The organism is Streptomyces sp. NPDC058092 (assembly GCF_042884935.1).
Lineage (GTDB): Bacteria > Actinomycetota > Actinomycetes > Streptomycetales > Streptomycetaceae > Streptomyces.
Genome location: NZ_JBHVSY010000006.1, coordinates 70,179 through 91,345, shown reverse-complemented (window position 1 = coordinate 91,345; position 21,167 = coordinate 70,179). Strand labels below are relative to the sequence as shown.

The following is a 21,167-nucleotide window of genomic DNA, read 5'->3' as shown; positions in this document are numbered from 1 at the left end:
GCCGGTGTCCGGGCCGGAGTACGCGCGGATGCTGGAGCGGTACGGCGCGCCGGGCCCCGCGAGGGGTGGTCCCGGGTCAGTCGCGCCGGCGCAGTGCCAGCAGCCGGTAGCGCGGGTCGGCGCGCGGCCTGTCGGGCTCGGGCAGCGCTGTCAGGACGGCGGCGAGCCGTTCGGTCGCCGTCGCCGGCAGACGCAGCCGTGAGGCGTAATAGCCCGCACGCACGGTGTGCGCCGCACTCGATGGGCTCCTGCCCTGGCCGTGGCCCAGGAAGTGGGCCTCCCCCACCACGTCGAGGCCCGCCTCCGAGCCGTACCTGACGATGAGGTCCGCGGCGTCGGACGGATCGGCGTTCAGGTAGGGAGCGAACGCCACGTCGATGTCACTGCCGACGTCATGGGCGGCGTCCTTGTCGACGGTGGTGACGAACACACCACCGGGCCGCAGCACCCGCGCCGCCTCGGACACCACAGCCCGCGCATCCCCCTCCCCGCGCAGCAGATGCAGCAGCCAGATCGCGGCAACCGCGTCCACCGTCGCGTCGGGCAGCGGCAGCCGGCGTGCGTCGGCCAGCGCCACCGTGCCGATCCGCCGCCGGGCGACCCGTGCCATGCCGTACGAGGCGTCCGTGCCGAACACGCGAAGTCCGGGACGGGCAAGGGCCATGCGCTCGGTGACCAGTCCCGTACCACAGCCGATGTCCAGCAGGGTGTGGGCGGACGACGGGATCAGATCCAGCACTGCGGAGGCCGCGGCCTCCGCCCTGGGCTCACCGCCGCGCGTGGCGTCGTAGACGGCTGCCTCGGTGTCATAGTCCAGCATCTGGCCGACTCTAGGACAGACCTCCGCCGATTGGACACCCACATATTGCCGGTACGCCGCCGGGACCATAACGTGCGTCTATGGAGCTGGCGTTCATGGCGGCGGCCGAGAGCACCCGTCGTCCGGCCTTGCCGCCGGCTCCGCCCGCGAGCCGGCTGTCGGAGAGGATGCCGCGACGGGTTCAGTTTCGTGCTGTGACATGCCACCGTGCACCGACGGATTCAGTGTCGTGCTGTCACATGCCACCGCACGGCGGCGGCGTGCCCGTTCGCCCGGCTATCTCACGCCGTGCCCGGGGGCGATCGCCACCACTCGCGCGGCCAGGTTCAGGTCGTTCTCGGTGACCACACCACCCGCGTCATGGGTGTTCACGGACAGGTTGACGGTGTTGTATCCGAGGGTCAGATCGGAGTGGTGGTTCAGCTCGTCCTGGATCTGGGCGATGTGCACGGTCAGCCCCAGAGCGGCGAAATGCGTGTGGAGCCGGTAGGTGCAGGTGATCCGGTCCCCCTCCAGCGACCAGCCGGGCAGATCACCCAGACGCTCCTCGATCTCCTTCTGCGACAACGGTGCGGCGGGCATGCTGAGACTCCCTCACGAGCGATCGGTTCCGTTCGACGGTGCCGGTGACGTTACGGTCTGGGTATGACAACTGTCGCGCTTGACACGGGGGTAGGGCCGCTGCTGCGCAGCTGGCGGGAGCAGCGTCGGATCAGCCAGCTGGAGCTGGCGCTCCGGGCCGATTCCTCGGCCCGGCACATTTCCTTCGTCGAGACCGGCCGCTCCCGGCCCAGCGAGGACATGATCCTGCGGCTGGCCGAGCACCTCGACATCCCGGTCAGGGAGCGCAACGCTCTGCTGGTGGTGGCCGGTTACGCGCCCCGCTACGCACAGACCGCGCTCGACGACCCGGCGTTCGGCGCGCTGCGCGAGGGGATGGACCGGCTGCTCCAGGGGTACGACCCGTACCCGGCGCTCGTCGTCGACGGCATGTACAACGTGGTGGCGGCCAATCGGGGTATCACGATCCTGCTGGAGGGCGTGGCCGGGCATCTGCTGGCGCCGCCGCTGAACGCCATGCGGCTCACCCTTCATCCGGAGGGCCTGGCTCCGCGCATCCGTAATCTCCGGGAGTGGCGGGCCGATCTGCTGGCGCAGATGGAGCGCCAGATCGCCCTGGCCCGGTCGGCGGAGCTGCGTGAGCTGTACGAGGAGGTTGCCGGCTATCCCGCGCCCGGAGGTACGGACCGGGCCGACGACGCCGGGCCGGCCGGGGGCGGCGACGCAACGATCGAAAGGTCCGGCCCCGCGTCGCCGCTGCCTTTCGCGTTGCCGCTGCACATCGAGCACGGCGGGCAGGTGCTCTCGTTCGTCTCCTCCATCGCAACGTTCAATACGCCGATGGATGTGACGGTGGCCGAGCTGGCCATCGAGACGTTCCTGCCTGCCGACCGGGCCACCGCCGACCATCTGCGGTCCCTCACTTCCTGACGATCGGGCGGACCCAGGGGGCGTCGGCACGCGCCAGGACGATCGCGGCCGTGGTCACCGCGGCCAGGAGCGCCAGGGTGAGCAGCAGGGGAAGTCTCGGGTGCCCGTGCAGTACGGCCATGGCTCCGACGAGCGCGCCGGTCATCATGGCGGCGGCCGAGAGCACCCGTCGTCCGGCCTTGCTGCCGGCTCCGCCCGCGAGCCGGCTGTCGGAGAGGATGCCGGTGATGGTCAGCGTCAGCACGGTGGTGGTGAGGTCGGGGACCGCCAGTGCCCGGGACACGGCGTTCTGCATCCCGAGTCCGAGTCCGAGCAGTGCGATGAGCGCGAAACGGACCCCGCCGACGTACGGATGTCCGGATGCCAGAGTGACGAGCAGCGCGGCCAGGACACAGGTGGTCTCGACGAGGAGTGCGTACATCAGCATCCGGCCGCGATGCGCCGGCGCGTGGTGCACGATCAGGCCACCGAGCAGCGCCCCCGCCGCGAACGCGGCGAGTGCGACGAGCGAGGCGGCGAATGAGAAGCCGGGGGCTCCGGCGATCGCGAAGCCGGAGAAGACCACATTGCCGGTCATGTTCGCGACGAAGACCCGGCCGAGTTCCAGGTAGCTGACCGCGTCGACCAGTCCCGTCACGACGGTCAGGGCGAGCATCAGGGGAGGCAGCGGTCCGTGCCGGTCGTTCATGTCGGGTACGACGGTGGACCAGGCCTCACGCAGCACGAGGGACACGGGCATGGTCACGGGCTCGCTCCGATCACAGGTGGGTGCTCGGAATTGTGCCGCCCCCGGCGCACGGAACTCCACGACCGACGCATGTCGCCCCCGCCCTGAAGGAGGCCCGGCTTTCTTCAGGGCGGGGGCGTCGTACGTTCCGGAGCGGCTATACGCGTGCTCCGTTGTCGAGCGGATCCCGGCGCGCCGTCCGCGTACCGGACCGGCGTCCGGGAGCACGTTTACGGGCGGGCGGCGGGGCCTTGCTGCTCTGTTCCAGGACGAGCGCGACCGGCACGGCGGTCAGCACCGAGGAGTACGTGCCGACGCAGACGCCGATCAGGAGGGCGAGCGCGAAGTCGGCGAGGGAGTCGCCGCCCAGCACGGCCAGTGCGGTCAGGATGAACAGGGCGCCCATTCCGGTGTTGACCGTTCTGGGGACGGTCTGGAGAACGGCCCGGTTGGCGACCGTGGCGATGGGTACGCGGCGGGCCTTCGCCCACAGTTCCCGTACCCGGTCAAAGACCACCACGGAGTCGTTGACGGAGTATCCGATGACGGTGAGGAGGGCAGCGAGGAAGATGCCGTCGACGGTGCGTCCGAGCCAGGCGAAGGCGCCGACCAGGATGATGACGTCGTGGACCAGCGCCCCGACCGAGGCCACGGCGAACGTCCAGCGGAACCGGATCACGAGATAGGCCAGCTGCACGAGGATGGCGATGGCGAGCGCGATCAGGGCGTTGCGCCGGAGTTCGTCACCGAGGCTGGGGCCGATGAGTTCGTCGCGGACCTTGGTGGTTTCGCCGCCCTCCTTCGCGAGGGCGGCGCGCAGGGCGTGTTCGCCGTCGTTGTCGAGCTTTCCGGTACGTACGGAGAGGTCGCCCGCGCCCGCGGTGGTGACCTCCGCGTCGCCGAAGCCCGCGTCGGCCAGGGCGGTGCGGGCCCGCTCCACCTCGACGGGCCTGCTGGTCGAGTACTCGACGAGCCGGCCGCCGGTGAATTCGACGCCCAGGTTGACGCCTCGTACGACGATACCGAGGACGGCGACGGCGACCAGTGCCGCGGAGACCAGCAGCCAGCGGCGTGGGAACCGCATCAGCTGGGGATCGCGGCGGGTCAGCCAGGTGCGTACCCGGCCGAGGGAGGCAATGCCGTTGATGCCCCGGTAGTCGCTGACGAATCGTGAGCGTGCGGCGATCTCGGTGAGTGCGCGGGCGATGACAAGTGCGGAGAACATCGAGGCCAGCACACCGATGGCGAGCGTGACACCGAAGCCCTTCACGGGTCCGGAGCCGAGGAAGAAGAGCAGTCCGGCCGCGATCAGCGTCGTGACGTTGGAGTCGGCGACGGCGCTCCAGGCACCGCGGAATCCGGCGGTCAGCGAGGAGCGCAGGGTGCGGCCCGGGTGTTGCGCGTATTCTTCTCTGGCCCGTTCGAAGACGAGCACGTTGGCGTCGACCGCCATCCCGATGGCCAGGACGAATCCGGCGAGGCCGGGCAGCGTGAGCGTGACGCCGAGGGCGATCAGGGCCGCGTAGGAGATCAGTCCGTAGGCGGCGAGCGCGACGGCGGCGAGCGCGCCGAAGAGCCGGTAGACGAGGGTGATGAAGAGTGCGGTGGCCGCGGCGCCGATGAGGGCGGCCTGGGCACTGGCGTCGATGGCGGCGGCGCCGAGCGTCGGGCCGACGGTCCGCTGCTCGACGATCTCGACGGGGAGCGGCAGGGCGCCCCCCTTGATGAGCAGGGCCAGTTCGCGGGCCTCGTCGGCGCTGAAGGAGCCGGTGATCTGGGTCGAGCCGGACGGCAGACCGACGTTGCAGCCGACCGAGGGGGAGACCTGCGGCGAGGAGATGATCTGCTGGTCGAGGACGATGGCGACGCGGCGCCGGTCGTCCTGGACCGGGTGGCAGGCCGCTTCGCCGGTCAGCCGGGTCCAGTCCCGGCCCGCCTTCTTGTGGAAGTCGAGGGAGACGGTCCAGCCGGCGCCCTGCTGGGCGTCGAACGCAGCGGTGGCGTCCTTGACGCCCGCGCCGGAGAGCCTGGTCGGGCCGAGAGCGAGGGGGCGGCCCTCTTCGTCGGGGAGCGTCAGCCCGTCGCCGGTCGTGCCGTCCGCCTTGTCGTCGGGCTCGGTGCCGGCCTTGTCGTCCTTCTGGGTGCCGGGGCCCTGGACGGCGTGGAAGCTGAGCTGAGCGGTTCTGCCGATGACTTCGGCGGCCTTGCGCGGGTCCTGGACGTCGGGGAGTTCGACGATGATCCGGTCCTCGCCGGAGCGGGTCAGGGTGGGTTCGGCGACGCCGAGGGAGTCGATGCGCTGGCGGAGCACCTCAAGGGTGCGGTCGGTGCTCTCGCGGTCCGCTTTCGCGGTGTCGGAGTCCTTGGCCTGGAGCACCATTCTGGTGCCGCCCTGCAGGTCGAGGCCGAGTCTGGGTGACATGGTCAGCGTGATGAGCACGGAGACGAGCAGGACGGCCGCAGCCAGAACCGCTCGCACCGTGGTGGCGCGAGTCATGGGTTTCCTCCGAGGGGACGCCGGGCGCCCTCACCTCGGCGAGGACGGCACGGCGTGCGTGTGGGACGGGACCGGTGGCCGGTGAACGGCCGTCCCCGGAGGCCCGCGTACGCCGGGGAGCGCGACGCGGAAGCGGTCGGTGGCACGAGGGGGTGCGGCGGGTGTTTGTCGGTGCGCGCGGTGCGGTACGCGGATGTCCGGTGCGCCGGGCAGCAGGATGTCGGGGCCGGGCGGCGGGAGATGGTGCGCGGTGCGGGCGTGGTCGGCCCCGGCCCTGGGCCGGGGCGGGGGCGTCGGTACCGGGCGGTGGCCGTCGGTCGCCGTGGCCGTGCGGATGTGGGTGCGGTGGGTGTCGTGGGCGGTGCCGGTGCGGGCGGTCCGGTCGCTGTGCAGGGTCGGCTGATGGGCGCCGGGTGAGGAAGCGACGGAGGGCGGCACACCGGCGAACGGCCGGGCGGGGAGCGAGGATCCGGCGGCTGCGGGGGCGCCGCCGATGACGGTGAGCACGGCGAGCAGGACGGCGACGACGAGCTGCCGGGCCTCCTGCGCGCGGCCGCGACGTGCCGAGGTGCCCGGTCGTGACCTCGGGGGCGCGTTCCCCGGGGGCGGCCCCGGGAGGGGGGTCACCGCTCTCGGCCGGGCTGGGCCGGTGCCGTGCCGGCGGTCTCCCGCCGGGCCGGTGCCTCGCCGGCCCGGCGGAGCACGGAGCTGAGGATCAGCCCGGCGCCGCGTACGACCGTGGTCGCCGGGTCGTCCGCGAGACGTACCGGAACGCCGAGGCGGACCGCGATCCGGTCGGTGATGTCGGCGCGGGCGGCGCCGCCCCCGGCGAGCAACGGGCCCTTGCGCAGGGCCCCCAGGACGGCGCCGTGCCGGTCCTGCTTCCACATCTCCGTCACCATGTCCAGGACGGTGCGGACGACCGCGGTGGGAGGCTCGGAGGGGTCGAGGTCGCTCAGTCCCGTCTCGGCCTGGCGCGCGTCACGGACCAGTCCGTCGACGAGGAGCGTCGCCTCGGTCAGCTCGGCGCCGATGTCGACGACGAGCAGTGGGCCGCCGTCCTGCGGCCCGGCGCACGCGGCGGCGGCCCGCGCGCTGTCCAGGGCGATGACGCTCACCGGCCCGAGTGCGGCAATCAGTTCTTTCGCTGCGGCGCGGTGCTCGGCCCCGGCGAGGACGGGGTGGCTGAGGACGATCACGGTGTCGGTGCGGTCCGCGCCCAGGGCCGTATCGGCGATACGGCCGAGCATCCGGCCGCAGGACACGGGGTCGACGATGCGTCCCCGCCGGACCGGGCGGCCGAGCCCCGGCTCGGCGCCGAAGTCGCCGCACGCCTCGGTGTCGGCGATGACGCCGCGTCCCGGCATCCAGGCGCGGGTCCGCGAACTGCCCAGGTCGAGGGCGAGCCCGCGGGTGAGGCCGCGGTACTCCCGGCGGACGGACCGGTCGAGTCGCGGTCCGTCGTGCGACGAATGCATCCGCGCCTCCTCCCCCTGCACGCCACCGTGGCCGTTCGCCTATCCATGGACCCGCTGATAGCGAGGCATGGCCGAGCCCTCACTATGCAATAGGGAGGCAAAGAAAGCCACTCCCAGGCAAAATCCAAGGGCTCGGGCGTTGCGAGGTCTCCGTAGTGCCTCATACCTCCGACGGCAGGTGTCCGGCGATCAGTTCGGCGAACTCGTCCGGTGCGGCGATCCGGATGCCGAGGTCCTCCGCCTTGGTGCGCTTGGATCCGGCCTTCTCCCCGGCGACCAGGAGCGTGGTGCGCTTGGAGACGCTGGACGAGGACTTCCCGCCGGCCCGCTCGATCAGTTCGTTCATCTGATTCCGGGAGAGCTTCTCCAGTACGCCGGTCATCGCGCCCGTCACCACCACGGTCATCCCGTCCAGCGGCAGCCCGACGGCCCTCTGGCCGTCCGTGGCGGCAGCCGCTTCCGTGCCTTCCTCGCCGGGTGCGGGCGGCGGCGTCGCGCCGGGCTCCGTCATGTTGACCCCGGCGTCCACCAGCTTCTCGATCAGCGGGGCCAGCTCCACCAGCTCCGCGACGACGCCCGCCGCCTTCTCCTTGCCGATCCCGTCGACCCGCTGGAGCGCCTCGGCGTCGGCCGCCCTGATCCGGTCCATGTCCGCGAAGTACCGGGCGATACGGCGTGACATGGAGCGCCCGGTGCCGCGTACCCCCAGCGCGCAGAAGACCCGGGAGAGCGGCTGGGTCCGTGCCGTTCCGATGGCGGCGAGGAGGTTGTCGGTGCTGGTCTCGCCCATGCGCTCCAGGCCGAGCAGCTGTTCCCGGTCGAGGGTGAAGAGGTCGGCGAAGTCGGCCACCAGACCGGCGTCGACGAGCTGGACGACCCGGGTGGCGCCGAGGCCCTCGATGTCGAGCTGGTCGCGGCCCGCCGCGTACGAGATGGAGGCGACGAGACGGCAGTCGCGGCCCCGGACACAGCGCCAGCGCTGCTCGCTGGTGTCGATCTCGGAGCCGCACTGCGGGCACGCCTCGGGGAAGACGACGGGCTGCTCCTCACCGGTCCGCAGATGGGCGACGGGCGCCTCGATACGGGGGATGATGTCGCCCGCCTTGTAGACCATCACCCGGTCCCCCAGGCGCAGATCGCGGCGGGTGATGTCGGCCGGGTTGTGCAGCGTGGCGTAGCTCACGGTCGAACCGTCGATCTCGACCGGTTCGAGCACGGCGCGCGGCGCGATGATGCCGGTCCTGCCGACGTTCCACTCGACGCCGAGGAGCCGGGTGACCTTCTCCACGGCGGGGAGCTTGTAGGCGATGGCCCAGCGCGGCGCCCTGGTCCCGGAACCGGCCTCGCGCTGGTCGGCCGCGAGGTCGGCCTTGATCACGATGCCGTCGATACCGAACGGCAACGAGGCACGCAGCGCCGCTATGTCCGCGACCCGGCTCTGCACCTCCTCGACGGTGGAGACGGTGCGCGGTGCCACGTCCGTGTCCGCCGCGGTGTGCACGCCGAGCCCGGCAACGTACTCCAGGACCTCGCTGTGCGGGAGTTCGGCGAGGGTGTCGGTCAGCTCGCCGGTCCCGGGAAGCGGCAGGGCACCGTAGGCGAAGAACGTCATCTCCACCGTGTACGCGCGGTCCTTGGCTCGGAGTGTGCCCGCAGCGCCGTTCCTCGGGTTGGCGAAGGGGGCGCCGCCGTGCTCGGTGCGCAGGGTGTTGGCCTGCTCGAACTGCTCGTTCGTCATGAGGATCTCGCCGCGCACCTCGATCGTCACCGGCTCGGCGAGCTGCTCGGGGAGGCCGGCCACGGTACCGATCGCGTGCGAGACGTCCTCGCCGGCAGTGCCGTCGCCCCGGGTGATCAGCCGCTCCAGACGGCCCGCCCGGTAGCGGGCGGCGACAGCCAGGCCGTCGAGCTTCGGCTCCACGCTCCACGCGGCGACGGGCCTGTCGATCCGGCGCTCCAGCGAAGCCGTCCAGGTGGCGAACTGCTCGGCCGAGAAGACGTTGTCCAGGGACAGCATCGGCACCGTGTGCGGCACGTCGCCGCCCGCGGCGCCGCCCGCCACTTTGCCGGTCGGGGACGTCTCCAGCACCTCCTGCGGGTGCTCGTGCTCGTATGCGGCGATCCCCCGCACCAGCCGGTCGTACGCATCGTCGTCGAGCGTGCTCTCGCCGGTGGCGTAGTACGCGGCGGCGGCCTGCGACGCTTCTTCGACCGCGGCGGCGTAGGCGGCGGTATCGGCGAGCACAACAGCGGAGTTCGTCATGTCCCCCATCCTGCCGCCCACCACTGACAACGCCCTCCCAGCAGGGACGACGGCCCTCAGCCGACCGCCTGAACCGTTCCGTCCGCCTCGTCGGCGCCACCCACCGCGCCCGGCGCCGCCAGCGGGATCTGCGGCCCCGAGCACTCCCGCAGCCACCGCCGCAGCACCCCGTGCACCTGTTCGGCCCCCACCAGCTCCGTGCCCTCCGCCACCGGCGCCGACAGTTCCGCCGGCCACAGCAGGAACGGCCGGGCCTGCTCGCCGCCCAGACCGCCGTGCGAACCGATCTGCTCCTCGAAGGCGTGCACACCGCCCGTGCCCTCGTCGTACATCGAGTTCACCATGATGTCCGCGACGTGCGGGAAGGTGTCCGTGCGGCGCACCGCGGCCGCCGCGCCCGGGCCGAACGACGCCAGCGGCCCCTGCCCGTCCTTCAGTTCCGACACCGGAACCTCGATGCCCCCGCGGCCCAGGACGACCGATCCGTACCGTTCGCTGCGGACCAGCAGAAAGCCGATGCCGGGGTGGTTGGCGAGGGTGCCGAGCAGTGCGGGACGGCTCCGGTCGAGCTGTTCGCGCGAGGCGCGTCCCTCGATGTCCGGGAAGGAGATCAGGCCGAGGTTGCCGGAGGCGAGGACGACCGGGTCGGACGGCTTCGCGCGATGTTCCGCCTCGCCCTCCTCGACCGGCCGGCGGTGCAGGGCGATCCGTACCGCGTCACGCGCCTCCGAACCGCTGCTGGTGCGCTGCGCCCGACGGGGCACGGGCAGCCCGCAGCCCGCCCGCACCAGGTCCTTGAGCGTCAGCCCATACGCTCCCGCGAACGTCTCCCCGGGGCTCTGTCCGTGGTCGGAGAGCAGCACGATCCGGTAGGTGCGCGGGGTGTGTTCGGCGACCTTCTCGATCAGGGCGAGCGAGCGGTCCAGGCGCGCGAGCACCTTCTCCGCGTCGCGGCTGTGCGGTCCGGAGTGGTGCGCCACCTCGTCGTACGCGACGAGGTCGGCGTAGACGGCGGTGCGTCCGGCGAACATGTCCCCCATGACGGCGGCGACCACCACATCACGTTCGACGACGGTCGCGAAGGCCCGGATGAAGGGGTAGAACCCACCGCGTTTGATCCGGGGCGTGTCCTTCCGTATCCGCGCCCGGGTCGACTGGCCGATCTCGCGGCAGACCTCTGCGACGAACGACAGTGCGGTGCGTACGGCGTTGGCCGGATCGGAGAAGTAGGCGAAATACCCCGACCTGGAACGGCGGCCCTTGCCGAGCCGGGCCGCCATGGACAGGACGAGCGCCAGCTGATCGGCGCCGCCGCTGAAGAGGTTGCCGCGGCTGGCGCCGTCGACCGTGAGCAGCCCCCCGTCATGGGTGCGGGCGATGGCCCGGCGCTGGATCTCGAGGGCGCTCGCGGGGCGGCTGGAGACCATGACGTCGCCGGTCTCCTTCTCGTACCAGCGGAAGGCGGGGACGTCGTGGTTGCTGCCGTGCAGGATGCCGAGTTGGCTGGCGCCGGTCTGGCTGGACCAGTCGGTGCGCCAGGGGGTGAGCCGATGGCCGTCCTCGTCCGCGAGCCAGTGCGCGACGGTCGGCATCAGGCCGGAGCCGGCGGCGCGGACGAGCACGTCGTGGCCGACGCCGTCGAGCTGGATGAACACGGTGCCGGGCGGTCCGCTGCGCCCGCTGTCGGCACCGCTGCGCCGTCTGCGGCGGTCGGCGAGCCGGGAGAGGCGGCGCCGGTAGGCGTTGTCGTCGCGGACGGCGAGCGCCGTGGAGGTCGCGGAGGCGACGGCGGACATCACGGCCGCGACGACGACCGCGGTCTCCGGGTTGGCGGCGCCGCGCCCGTCCGGTATGAGCCGCAGGGCCAGCAGCAGCAGCGAACCGTTCAGAAAGAAGACGAGCATCCCGAGGACGAGTGCGGGCACGATGAGCAGCGCCCGTACCAGAACCGGCCAGACCAGTGCGGAGAGCAGACCGAACGCTCCGGCACCCCAGGCCGCGGTGAACGCGATCTTGGTGATGCTGTCGCCGTTGTCCGACTGGAGCTGGAAGTCCGGCAGAATCCCGGCGAGTGCCAGCATCGTGAGCGTCGAGACCGCCCAGACCACAATCACCCGCATCAGGGCGTTGCCGGCTGTTCGCCATCGCCCGTCACCCACGCCGTTCCCACCTCACGTCCGGCCCCCGCCGTTCCGGGCCCTGACCCCCCAGCCTTGCACAGCGGGGCCGTGGGCCGTCGGCGACAGCGGTCGGGGGAACGGTCAGCAGCCGTCGTATCCGGCGGTCGGCATGGAGAGCCTGCGGTGCACGCTCGCCTTGGTACGGGCGCTGTACGGAGGCTCGTCGAGTCCCGCGATCTCCAGCCGTACGCCGCGCCGCTCGCACTCCGCGGCGAACTCCGGCACCGAGGTGAGGGCCCGCGCCAGCACCCGGTCGTTGGCCGCGACGAACACCTCGACCTCGCCGCTCTCGACATCCGTCCACAGGGCGTGATGGTCGGGGCGCAGTCCGTAGAAGCGCAGCTGCCGGGTGACGACGTATCCCTTGCCGGCGGCCCAGCGGGCGCACATGTCGTGCTGGCTGCGGGTGTCCACGAGGAACGGATCGCTGTCGAGTTCCTCGAGCGGCGTGAGACTGGCGATGGCCGCCACCCGTACGTCCATTGCGTCCCCCATGGCCGTTCCCCCGTGCTGGGCGTATCGGCGACCCTACCCCTCCGGCTCCCGCGCAAAAAGGCGCGTGCCGGGACGGGAGGAGCGAGGGGGCGTGCGGCGTGCGGATACGGAACGCCACGTGCGCCCCCGCCCCGGGGGCGCACGTGGCGCGGTTGGGTCAGAGCGAGGTCATGACGTGCTTGATCCGGGTGTAGTCCTCGAAGCCGTACGCGGAGAGGTCCTTGCCGTAGCCGGACTTCTTGAATCCGCCGTGCGGCATCTCGGCGACGAGTGCCATGTGGGTGTTGATCCACACACAGCCGAAGTCGAGGTTCTTGGACATCCGCATGGCGCGGGCGTGGTCCTTGGTCCATACCGAGGACGCGAGGGCGTAGTCGACGCCGTTGGCGTACGCGACGGCCTGGGCCTCGTCGGAGAAGGACTGGACGGTCATGACGGGGCCGAAGACCTCGTTCTGGATGATCTCGTCGTCCTGCTGGAGGCCGGAGACGACGGTCGGGGCGTAGAAGTAGCCCTTCTCGCCGACCCGGTGGCCGCCCGCCTCGATCTTCGCGTGGGCGGGGAGGCGGTCGATGAAGCCCCTGACCTGCTTCAGCTGGTTGGCGTTGTTGAGCGGGCCGTACAGCACGTCCTCGTCGTCCGGCTGCCCGGTCTTCGTGTCGGCGGCGGCCTTGGCGAGGGCGGTGACGAACTCGTCGTGGACGGACTCGTGGACCAGGACGCGGGTCGCGGCCGTACAGTCCTGACCCGCGTTGAAGAAACCGCCAACGACGAGGTCCTCGACCGCCTTCTCCAGGTCCGCGTCCTCGAAGATCACCGCCGGGGCCTTGCCGCCGAGCTCCAGGTGGACCCGCTTGACGTCCTTGGCCGCGCTCTGCGCGACCTGGATGCCGGCCCGTACCGAACCGGTGATGGAGGCCATCGCCGGGGTCGGGTGCTCGACCATCGCGCGGCCGGTCTCACGGTCGCCGCAGATGACGTTGAAGACGCCCTTGGGGAGGATCCGACCGATGATCTCGGCGATCAGCACGGTCGACGCCGGGGTGGTGTCGGACGGCTTGAGGACGACGGTGTTGCCCGCGGCGAGCGCCGGGGCGAACTTCCACACGGCCATCAGCAGGGGGTAGTTCCACGGTGCGACCTGGGCGCAGACGCCGACCGGCTCGCGCCGGATGATCGAGGTCATCCCGTCCATGTACTCACCGGCCGAGCGGCCTTCGAGCATCCGCGCGGCGCCCGCGAAGAAGCGGACCTGGTCGATGGCCGGGGCCAGTTCCTCGCTGCGGGTGAGGTGGAGCGGCTTTCCGGTGTCACGGCTCTCGGCGGCCACCAGTTCGTCGGCCCGCGCCTCCATCGCGTCGGCGATCTTCAGCAGGGCCAGCTGCCGTACGGACGGAGTGGTGTCCCGCCAGGCGGGGAACGCGGCAGCGGCGGCGGCCATCGCCGCGTCGACGTCCGCCTGGCCGGAGAGCGGGGAGGTCGCGTAGGCCTCGCCCGTGCTGGGGTCCACGACGTCGAGGGTGCGGCCGTCCGAGGCGTCCGCGAAGACGCCGTCGATGTAATTGCGGAACGTGGTGCTCATGGAACCGGTCTTTCTCATGGTCGGGCGGAACGCGTGGTCGGGCGGCCCAGCGGTACGGGGGACGCGGTCAGGCTGCCGTACGGGCGGACAGGTGCTCGTGGACGGCGGGCCAACTGCCGTCGGCGGCGCGGGCGAACACGATCGTCTCCCGCTCGTGGACGGTCTCCTCGCCGGCCCGGGTGGTGATCGTGGTCTCCACGTCATGGCTGAAGACGGCCGTGGTGCCGTAGTGCTGGATCAGTTGTCCCGTCGAGGTACAGCGCACGATGCGGAAGTCGTCCTCCGCCACCCATTGCTGCCACAGCGCGCGGTACTCCTCGGTGTTACCGAGCCGCTGCGGGGTGGAGTGGAAGACGAAAGTGGCGTCCGGGGCGAAGGAGCCGAAGTAGTCGTCGAGGCGGCCTTCGGCGAAGGCGGCGATCAGCGCGTCGGCGGCGGCGCGGACTTCCCGGGCTTCCCGGATGTCCTGACCATCTTGAACGTCCTGGACTTCCTGCGCGGGGGTGGTGCTCATGTGCGGCTCCTGGTTACGGGGCGTCGGAGGGCCGTGGCGTTCAGACCGCGGTGGCCGGCTCGGCGGCGACGGTCTCCTCGTCCGGGCCGCCGACGATGGGCAGAACCGCGGTGTCCGACGCCCTGACGAACCGGGGGCCCTCCGGCCCGTACACCCCGCGCGGCTCGGGGAAGAGGGTGAGCAGGCCGAGGTAGACGACGGCCGCGAGGGCGAGGCCGACCGGCAGCGAGATGTCGGCGCCGTTCGCGAGGTTGCCGAGCGGGCCGACGAACTGACCGGGCAGGTTGGTGAACAGCAGCGCCACACCGGCGGAGAGGCACCAGGTGGCCAGCCCGCGCCAGTTCCAGCCGTGGTTGAACCAGTAGCGGCCACCGGTCTGGCGGCGGTTGAAGACCTGGAGCGCGTCCGCGTCGTACCAGCCGCGCCGGGTCACGTAGCCGAGTGCCATCACGATCATCCACGGGGCGGTGCAGGTGATGATCAGCGTCGCGAAGGTGGAGATGGACTGGGCGAGGTTGAGCGCGAAGCGGCCGACGAAGATGAACGCGATCGACAGGGCGCCGATGAAGAACGTCGACTGCACCCGGCTGAAGCGGGTGAAGACGCTGGAGACGTCGAGACCGGTGCCGTACAGCGCGGTCGTGCCGGTCGACAGGCCACCGATCAGGGCGATCAGGCAGAGCGGCAGGAAGTACCAGCCGGGCGAGATGGCGAGCAGTCCGCCGACGTAGTTGGGGGCGGCCGGGTCGACGTACTTGGCGGCCTTGGACGCGATGATCGAGGCGGTGGCCAGGCCGAAGACGAAGGGCAGCAGCGTGGCGATCTGGGCGAGGAACGCGGCGCCCATCACGCGGCGGCGGGGCGTCGTGGCCGGGATGTAGCGGGACCAGTCGCCGAGGAACGCGCCGAAGGAGACCGGGTTGGACAGCACGATCAGCGCGGAGCCGATGAACGACGGCCAGAACAGCGGGTCGGCCGTCGACGCGAAGGTGCCCGCGTAGCCCGCGTCGAAGTCTCCCGCGAAGGCGAAGACGCCGAGGACGAAGAGCGCCGACGCGGCGATCACCGCGATCTTGTTGACCATCAGCATGAAGCGGAAGCCGTAGACGCAGACCACCAGGACGAGCCCGGCGAAGATCGCGTATGCAATGCCATAGGTCACATCGGACTCGGGCAGACCGGCGAGTCGGTGGGCGCCGCCGACAAGCGCGTCGCCCGAGGACCACACCGAGATCGAGAAGAACGCGACCGCGGTGAGCAGCGAGAGGAACGAGCCGACGATCCGGCCGTGCACGCCCAGGTGGGCGGAGGACGACACGGCGTTGTTGGTGCCGTTGGCCGGGCCGAACAGCGCCATCGGGGCGAGCAGCAGCGCACCGGCGAGAAGGCCGAGCAGCGTCGCCGCGAGCCCCTGCCAGAACGAGAGCCCGAACAGGATCGGGAAGGCGCCCAGCACACACGTCGCGAAGGTGTTGGCACCGCCGAAGGCGAGCCGGAAGAGGTCGACCGGCCGGGCGGTGCGGTCGGCGTCGGGAATCCGCTCGACACCATTGGTCTCGACTTCGGTGATCGAGGTAGTCACGGCGCTCCACTTTTTTGTTCATGAGCCGGCCCCACGGTCTGTTCATATGGGGCAGTCCCTCTGTTCATGGGACGGTCCCACAGTCTGTGCCCCCGGACGACGGCCGACAATTGTGCACATCACAGAGCACTACCCTGTTGTCTGTGGCCAGCAACAAACTCACCGTCGAGGATCTGCTCTCGTTCCCCGCTCTCCAGCTCTCCGTGAAGGCGGGCAGCAGCGGCCTGGGACGTTCCGTGTCCTGGGCGCATGCCAGCGAACTCGCCGATCCGACGCCCTGGCTGCTGGGCGCCGAGGTGATCATGACGACGGGGCTGGCGATCCCGCGTACCGCCGCCGGACAGCGCGCCTATCTGGAGCGGCTCGACGACGCGGGTGTCTCCGCGCTGGCCCTGTCCGCGCAATTGCACATGCCACCGCTGCACGACGCGTTCTTCCGGGCGGCCGAGGAGCGCGGCTTCCCGGTCCTGGAGGTCCCGCTCGCCGTCCCGTTCATCGCGGTCTCCCAGGAGGTCGCGGCCTCGGTCCAGGAGGACGCCAGGCACCGGCTCGGCGCGCAGCTCCAGGTCTTCGGCTCGCTGCGCTGGCTGGTCGCCGAGGACCTCGACACGCCGACACTGCTGCGCCGTCTGGAGCGCCTCTCCGGTTACGACGTGTATCTGTGCACGCCGCAGGGGCGGCCCCTGCTTCCAGGAGTGCCGGTACCGGACCGGGGCGTGCTGCCCGCGTCGGTGGACGCTCCGCCGACCGTTCCCGGCGGGTTCGTGCTGCCCGTGCCGGCGCCCGGCGGCCCGGCGGGATTCCTCGTCGCGTACGAACGGGAGGGCGCCCAGCCCGCCGGGCTCGCGGTCGTCCAGCACATCGCCACGGTGGCGGCGCTACGGGTCGCCATGGTGCGCAGCGAGCGCGAGACGCTGCGCCGCGAGGGCGCGGAGACCCTGGCCGAACTCCTCCAGGAGGTGCTGGACCCGGAAGCGGCCCGGCGCAGGCTCGCCCGGCATGCGATCGAGGGCGACACCGTGCTGATCGTGGTGCGGCAGACCACGGACGAGGCCCTGCTGCGCTGCCTCCAGGAGCATCCGCATCTGCTGCTCACGTGGGGCACGGACCGGTATGTCCTGGGGGCGCCGCAGCTGGCGGCGGAGATCGGTGAACTGCCGGATGTGGCGGCCGGGATGAGCCGCCCGTTCCTCCCCGGGGCACCGTTGCGGGTGGCCCAGCGCGAGGCGCTCTGGGCGGTCTCGAAGGCCGCCGAGTCGGGCCGTTCCGTGGTCCGCTACGGCGACGACTCCCTGGGCCGCTGGCTGCCCGACGACCCGGCCGTGCTGACGGCGCTGGTCGAGCACGTGCTGGGCGAGGTCCTGCGCTACGACGAGGCGCATGACTCCGAGCTGCTGCTCTCCATCCGTACCTGGATGGAACGGGACCGCCGCACGGAGACGGCGGCCGCCGCGCTCCACATCCATCCCAACACCCTCGCCTACCGGCTGCGCCGCTTCGGTTCGCTGGCCGGCCGTGACATGGCGTCCACGGGGGCCCTGGCGGAGGTCTGGCTGGCGATCCAGGCAGCGGGGGCGCTGGGCCTCACCGACTGAGAGTGACCGGCCGCGGGCAACGGCCGGACGGAACCGGGTCACCCGTTCCGGTCGCGGTACTAGGCTCGATGCCGGGGCCGGGGCCAGGAGCCCGGAACCAAGGAACGAGGAGGCACCGCGTGCCGGTGGAAGTCACCTGGTGGGGTCATGCCACCTGCACGATCGAGGACTCCGGGGTCCGCGTGCTGACCGATCCGCTCTTCGTACGGCGCTTCGCGCATCTGCGCCGACGCCGCGGCGAGCTGCCCGGCCCCGAGGCCGCGGTCGCCGATGTGGTGCTCGTCTCGCATCTGCACTCCGACCATCTGCATCTGCCGTCGCTGGCCCGGCTCGCGCCCGGCAGCCGGCTGATCGTGCCGACGGGTGCGGTGCGCTCCGTGCCGGGGCTGCGGGTGCTGCGCTCGGTGCGCGGGCTGCGGATCACCGAGGTCTCCCCGGGCGACGTGGTCCGGGTCGGCGAGGTCCGGGTCCGGGCCGTTCCCGCGCTGCACGACGGCAGGCGGCTGCCCGTGGGCCCGCACCGCTCCCCCGCGCTCGGCTATGTGGTCGAGGGCGAGGCGCGGACGTACTTCGCCGGGGACACCGGGCTCTTCGACGACATGGCCCGGGCCGTCGGTCCGGTGGATGTGGCGCTGTTGCCGGTGGGCGGCTGGGGTCCGTATCTGGGCCACAGTCATCTGGACGCGGGCCGGGCCGCTCAGGCGCTGGCCCAGCTGGCTCCCCGGTCGGCCGTGCCGGTGCATTACGGCACGTACTGGCCGATCGGCATGGACGGAGTCAGGCCGCACGAGTTCCACTCGCCGGGTGACGAGTTCGTCCGCAAGGCGGCGCTGCTGGCGCCGGAGGTGGCGGTGCACCGGCTGTCGCACGGCGAACACGTGCGGCCGAAGGCCGCGCGGTGATCCAGGAGGTCGTGAGACAGCTGCCCCCGGAGTCGACGCAGCAGGCGGTCGGGTACCCGTCCCTGTTTCTGCTGGTGGCGCTGGGCTCGCTGGTGCCGGTGGTGCCGACGGGCGCTCTGGTGAGTTCGGCCGCCGTGGTGGCGCTGCATCAGTCGTCGCCGTTCTCGCTGCTGATCGTCTTCGGGGTGGCGTCGGCCGCGGCGTTCCTCGGTGACATCTGTCTGTACTGGCTCGGTCAGCGCGGGGTGCGGTCGAAGAACGGTTCGAAGTGGCTGCGGACGATCAGCGACCGGGCCGCTCCGGAGCGGCTGGCGCAGGCGCAGCGGAAGCTGGACGAGCACGGTGCGATGGTGCTCGTGCTGTCGAGGCTGGTACCGGCGGGCCGGATTCCGGTGATGCTGGCCTGTCTGCTGGGCCGGATACCGCTGCGCCGGTTCGCCCGCGGGGATGTGCCGGCCTGTCTGGCGTGGGCGGCGACGTACCAGCTGATCGGCATTCTGGGTGGTTCGCTCTTCCCCGAGCCGTGGCAGGGCGTGGTGGCGGCGGTGGGTCTGACGCTGTTGATCAGCGGGGCTCCCGCGGTGTGGCGCAGGGTGCGGGCACGGTTCAGCCACTGACTGTGCGGGGTACCGGGTCGAGCAGGCGGGAGCCGCCGATCGGCAGGTCCCAGAGCCGTGTCCGGGGGTGTCCGGCCCGCTGCCAGGCGGTACGCAGCCGGGCCAGCGGTTCCAGTACGGGCTCCGCGGAAAGCACGAAGGTCGCCCAGTGCATCGGCGCCATCGCGCGGGCGCCGAGGTCCTCGTACGCCTGCACGGCCTCCTCCGGATCGGTGTGTACGTCACCGAGCCACCAGCGCGGTTCGTACGCCCCGATCGGCATCAGGGTCAGGTCGATGCCGGGGTACCGGCGGCCGATCTCACCGAACCAGTGCCCGTACCCGCTGTCCCCCGCGAAGTGAATCCGCTGCCCGTCGCTGCCCGCGGTGCCGATGATCCAGCCGCCCCACAGGGAGCGGCAGGTGTCGGTGAGGGTCCGCTTGGACCAGTGGTGGGCGGGCACGAAGTCGAAGCGGACGCCGTCCAGCCTGGCCGATTCCCACCAGTCGAGTTCGGTGACACAGGTGAAGCGGCGACGGCGGCACCAGTGGCCGAGTCCGGCGGGGACGAACAGCGGGGTGTTCCGGGGCAGCCGGCGCAGAGTGGGGGCGTCGAGGTGGTCGTAGTGGTTGTGGCTGATGACGACGGCGTCGACGGGCGGCAGGTCCTCCCAGCGGACGCCGACCGGCGTGATCCTGCCCGGGGTGCCGAGGATGCGCCGGGACCAGACGGGGTCGGTGAGGACGGTGAGCCCGCCGGTGCGGACGATCCAGCTGGCGTGCCCGGCCCAGGTGACGGAGGTGGCGCCGGCGGGGGTGACGGGCAGGGGTTCGGGGGCGTACGGGAGCCGGTGGATGCCGCGCAGCCCTTCCGGGTTGGGCCGCAGGGCGCGTTCACGGGCCAGTCGAGACATGCTCATGGCACTCGGGAGCGGCGCGGTGAGCCGGTCGGCGAAGGTTCTCGGCCAGACCCGGACCTCGCCGAGCGGACGCGGTTCGACGACCTCGCCGCGAGAGACCTGGTACGGGGGCGCGGCCCCGGTGCGGGAGCGCTCGGTCTGTTCCGTCATCGAGAGGCTCCCGTCTCGCTGTTCCTCATCGGAGTTCGTCGAGTGCCGTCCCGAAAATGCTCAGGGCTTCGGCCACATGCGGCAATTCCAGGGGCTCCACAGCGGTGAGGGACTCCATCTGCTGTTCCGGGGTCGACCCGAGCAGCGTCCCGGTGCCCAGCCGTACGCGCAGCGCCCCCAGTTCGTCGCCGAACCGGTGGCCGCCCGGCGTCGGTGCGCCGAGACGTTCCGTCAGGTACTCCTCCAGCTCCAGGGAGTCCGTGACACCGCGGTTCGCCAGCCGCGATCGGAGCGGCCCGAGGTCTGCGTACAGATGGCGCCCCGCCTGCGGGGGCCTGGCCAGTGCGCCCGAGGCGAGGACCGCCCGGTGGGCCGCTGCGGCGACCTTCGCCTGGAGCGCGGCGGCCCGGCGGACCCGGTCGGTGACGGCAGCCGGTTCGCGCAGCGCGTGGGCGGCGGCCATGGCCACCGGCCCCGCGACGAGCGCGCCGAGCGCGGTGAGGATGTCGAGGGTACGGGCATGGCGCACCGACGCCCGCTCGGTGTCCGGGAACCGGGCGATCGCGACCGGCCAGGCGGACGGGGTCAGCGCGCCGGCGAGATCGCTGACGACCGTGACGTCGTCGGGGCACATCTCGGCCGGACTGAGCAGGACCGTGTCGTGCGGCCGGTGCAGGGTGTCGCGCCATGTCTCGTCGCTGACGATGTGCATCCCCTCGGCGACCGCGGCCTCGCATGCCTCGCGCACCAGTTCCGGCGGGGCGACGGTGGCGGTCGGGTCGTCGACGACGGAGATCAGCAGCAGCCGGGGCCGGCCGCCCTCGGCGCGCACCCGGCGCACGGTCTCCAGCAGCGCGTACGGATCGGGCACGCCGCCGCACTCGGCCGGGGTCGGCACGTGGTAGGCGGGCCGGCCCAGCAGCCGGGCCTGCGGGATCCAGGTGGCTGTACAGGGGCGGGGCATGAGCACGTCGCCGCCGTGCGCGGCGATCAGTGCGAGCAGCAGCGGCGAGGCGCCCGGGGCGGCGGCGACGTGCTCCGGGCCGCCGTGCAGTCCGCGCCGCTCCCAGTAGTCGGTCGCGGCCTCGCGCAGGGCGTCACCGCCACCGGTCGGTTCGGGTTCGCCCCGTCCGGCCGCGGCGGCGAGCACCTCGGCCAGTTCGGGCAGGACGGGCAGACCGGGATCGGGGGCCGGCGGCCCGTACCGGACCGGGCCGCGGTCCTCCCGTACAAAACGCGCCCCGCCCCCGCCCTGCTGTCCGCGCCCCGCCAGTCCTGTCCGCCCGGTCCGCTTCCGCGCCATCGAACCTCCTTCGCCGCCGCCCCGTCGCCCTGTCCCGTGCGTCTCGCACTCAGGGCCCTTTAGCACTCAGGGC

General features: G+C 71.9%; 18 protein-coding genes. 4 read left to right on the top strand and 14 right to left on the bottom strand.

The window, feature by feature from the left end:
- Positions 1 to 76: 76 nt before the first annotated feature.
- Both ACFVV1_RS12325 and ACFVV1_RS12320 read right to left on the bottom strand, forming a co-directional pair.
- The gene (locus ACFVV1_RS12325; RefSeq protein WP_389988535.1) at positions 77 to 820 is read right to left on the bottom strand and encodes a class I SAM-dependent methyltransferase; all 744 of its coding nucleotides are present in this window, start codon (positions 818 to 820) and stop codon (positions 77 to 79) included.
- 276 nt (positions 821 to 1,096) lie between these two features.
- Positions 1,097 to 1,402, bottom strand: coding sequence for a 4a-hydroxytetrahydrobiopterin dehydratase (locus tag ACFVV1_RS12320; RefSeq protein WP_389988532.1), 306 nt, complete (start codon positions 1,400 to 1,402; stop codon positions 1,097 to 1,099).
- 63 nt (positions 1,403 to 1,465) lie between these two features.
- On the opposite strand from ACFVV1_RS12320, the gene ACFVV1_RS12315 reads away from it, so the two are divergent.
- Positions 1,466 to 2,311 carry a helix-turn-helix domain-containing protein gene (locus ACFVV1_RS12315; protein WP_389988529.1) on the top strand — a complete coding sequence of 282 codons (846 nt, stop codon included), beginning with the start codon at positions 1,466 to 1,468 and terminating at the stop codon, positions 2,309 to 2,311.
- Here ACFVV1_RS12315 and ACFVV1_RS12310 read toward each other — a convergent pair.
- The 10 genes from ACFVV1_RS12310 to ACFVV1_RS12265 all read right to left on the bottom strand — a co-directional run bounded on the left by ACFVV1_RS12310 (position 2,301) and on the right by ACFVV1_RS12265 (position 15,629).
- A complete protein-coding gene (locus tag ACFVV1_RS12310) occupies positions 2,301 to 3,050 on the bottom strand; it encodes a YoaK family protein (protein ID WP_389989073.1) in 750 nt (249 codons plus the stop codon). The two genes, ACFVV1_RS12315 and ACFVV1_RS12310, sit on opposite strands and share 11 nt — an antisense overlap.
- 145 nt (positions 3,051 to 3,195) lie before the next feature.
- Positions 3,196 to 5,535, bottom strand: coding sequence for a protein translocase subunit SecD (gene secD, locus ACFVV1_RS12305; RefSeq protein WP_389988526.1), 2,340 nt, complete (start codon positions 5,533 to 5,535; stop codon positions 3,196 to 3,198).
- 30 nt (positions 5,536 to 5,565) lie between these two features.
- On the bottom strand, positions 5,566 to 6,162 hold the full coding sequence (locus tag ACFVV1_RS12300; RefSeq protein WP_389988523.1) for a hypothetical protein: 597 nt from the start codon (positions 6,160 to 6,162) through the stop codon (positions 5,566 to 5,568).
- Positions 6,159 to 7,013: a rod shape-determining protein MreC gene (locus tag ACFVV1_RS12295; protein WP_389988520.1), complete on the bottom strand. Its 855-nt coding sequence runs from the start codon at positions 7,011 to 7,013 to the stop codon at positions 6,159 to 6,161. Before ACFVV1_RS12295 ends, ACFVV1_RS12300 begins: the two co-directional genes overlap by 4 nt.
- A 160-nt stretch (positions 7,014 to 7,173) precedes the next feature.
- Positions 7,174 to 9,285, bottom strand: a complete 2,112-nt coding sequence (ligA, locus tag ACFVV1_RS12290) for an NAD-dependent DNA ligase LigA (RefSeq protein ID WP_389988517.1) — start codon at positions 9,283 to 9,285, stop codon at positions 7,174 to 7,176.
- A gap of 47 nt (positions 9,286 to 9,332) precedes the next feature.
- The gene (locus ACFVV1_RS12285; protein WP_389988514.1) at positions 9,333 to 11,435 is read right to left on the bottom strand and encodes a phage holin family protein; all 2,103 of its coding nucleotides are present in this window, start codon (positions 11,433 to 11,435) and stop codon (positions 9,333 to 9,335) included.
- A 102-nt stretch (positions 11,436 to 11,537) separates the two neighbouring features.
- Positions 11,538 to 11,951: a hypothetical protein gene (locus ACFVV1_RS12280; RefSeq protein ID WP_389988511.1), complete on the bottom strand. Its 414-nt coding sequence runs from the start codon at positions 11,949 to 11,951 to the stop codon at positions 11,538 to 11,540.
- A 157-nt stretch (positions 11,952 to 12,108) separates the two neighbouring features.
- A complete protein-coding gene (locus ACFVV1_RS12275; RefSeq protein WP_389988508.1) occupies positions 12,109 to 13,533 on the bottom strand; it encodes a gamma-aminobutyraldehyde dehydrogenase in 1,425 nt (474 codons plus the stop codon).
- Positions 13,534 to 13,600: 67 nt separating this feature from the next.
- Complete coding sequence (locus tag ACFVV1_RS12270; RefSeq protein WP_389988505.1) at positions 13,601 to 14,047, bottom strand: YybH family protein; 447 nt, start codon at positions 14,045 to 14,047, stop codon at positions 13,601 to 13,603.
- Between the two features lie 40 nt (positions 14,048 to 14,087).
- Positions 14,088 to 15,629, bottom strand: a complete 1,542-nt coding sequence (locus tag ACFVV1_RS12265; RefSeq protein WP_389988502.1) for a purine-cytosine permease family protein — start codon at positions 15,627 to 15,629, stop codon at positions 14,088 to 14,090.
- 143 nt (positions 15,630 to 15,772) lie between these two features.
- Here ACFVV1_RS12265 and ACFVV1_RS12260 point away from each other — a divergent pair, with 143 nt between their 5' ends.
- The 3 genes from ACFVV1_RS12260 (at position 15,773) to ACFVV1_RS12250 (ending at position 18,743) form a co-directional block, all read left to right on the top strand.
- Positions 15,773 to 17,224: a PucR family transcriptional regulator gene (locus ACFVV1_RS12260; RefSeq protein WP_389988499.1), complete on the top strand. Its 1,452-nt coding sequence runs from the start codon at positions 15,773 to 15,775 to the stop codon at positions 17,222 to 17,224.
- 119 nt (positions 17,225 to 17,343) lie between these two features.
- Positions 17,344 to 18,126, top strand: coding sequence for an MBL fold metallo-hydrolase (locus ACFVV1_RS12255; RefSeq protein ID WP_389988495.1), 783 nt, complete (start codon positions 17,344 to 17,346; stop codon positions 18,124 to 18,126).
- Positions 18,123 to 18,743, top strand: a complete 621-nt coding sequence (locus ACFVV1_RS12250) for a DedA family protein (protein ID WP_389988492.1) — start codon at positions 18,123 to 18,125, stop codon at positions 18,741 to 18,743. The genes ACFVV1_RS12255 and ACFVV1_RS12250 overlap by 4 nt, the downstream gene beginning before the upstream one ends.
- Here the strand turns inward: ACFVV1_RS12250 and ACFVV1_RS12245 are convergent.
- Together ACFVV1_RS12245 and ACFVV1_RS12240 are read right to left on the bottom strand one after the other, a co-directional pair.
- Positions 18,733 to 19,791, bottom strand: coding sequence for an MBL fold metallo-hydrolase (locus ACFVV1_RS12245; protein WP_389988489.1), 1,059 nt, complete (start codon positions 19,789 to 19,791; stop codon positions 18,733 to 18,735). The genes ACFVV1_RS12250 and ACFVV1_RS12245 overlap by 11 nt on opposite strands.
- Before the next feature lie 25 nt (positions 19,792 to 19,816).
- On the bottom strand, positions 19,817 to 21,094 hold the full coding sequence (locus ACFVV1_RS12240; RefSeq protein ID WP_389988486.1) for an aminotransferase class I/II-fold pyridoxal phosphate-dependent enzyme: 1,278 nt from the start codon (positions 21,092 to 21,094) through the stop codon (positions 19,817 to 19,819).
- Positions 21,095 to 21,167 lie beyond the last annotated feature (73 nt).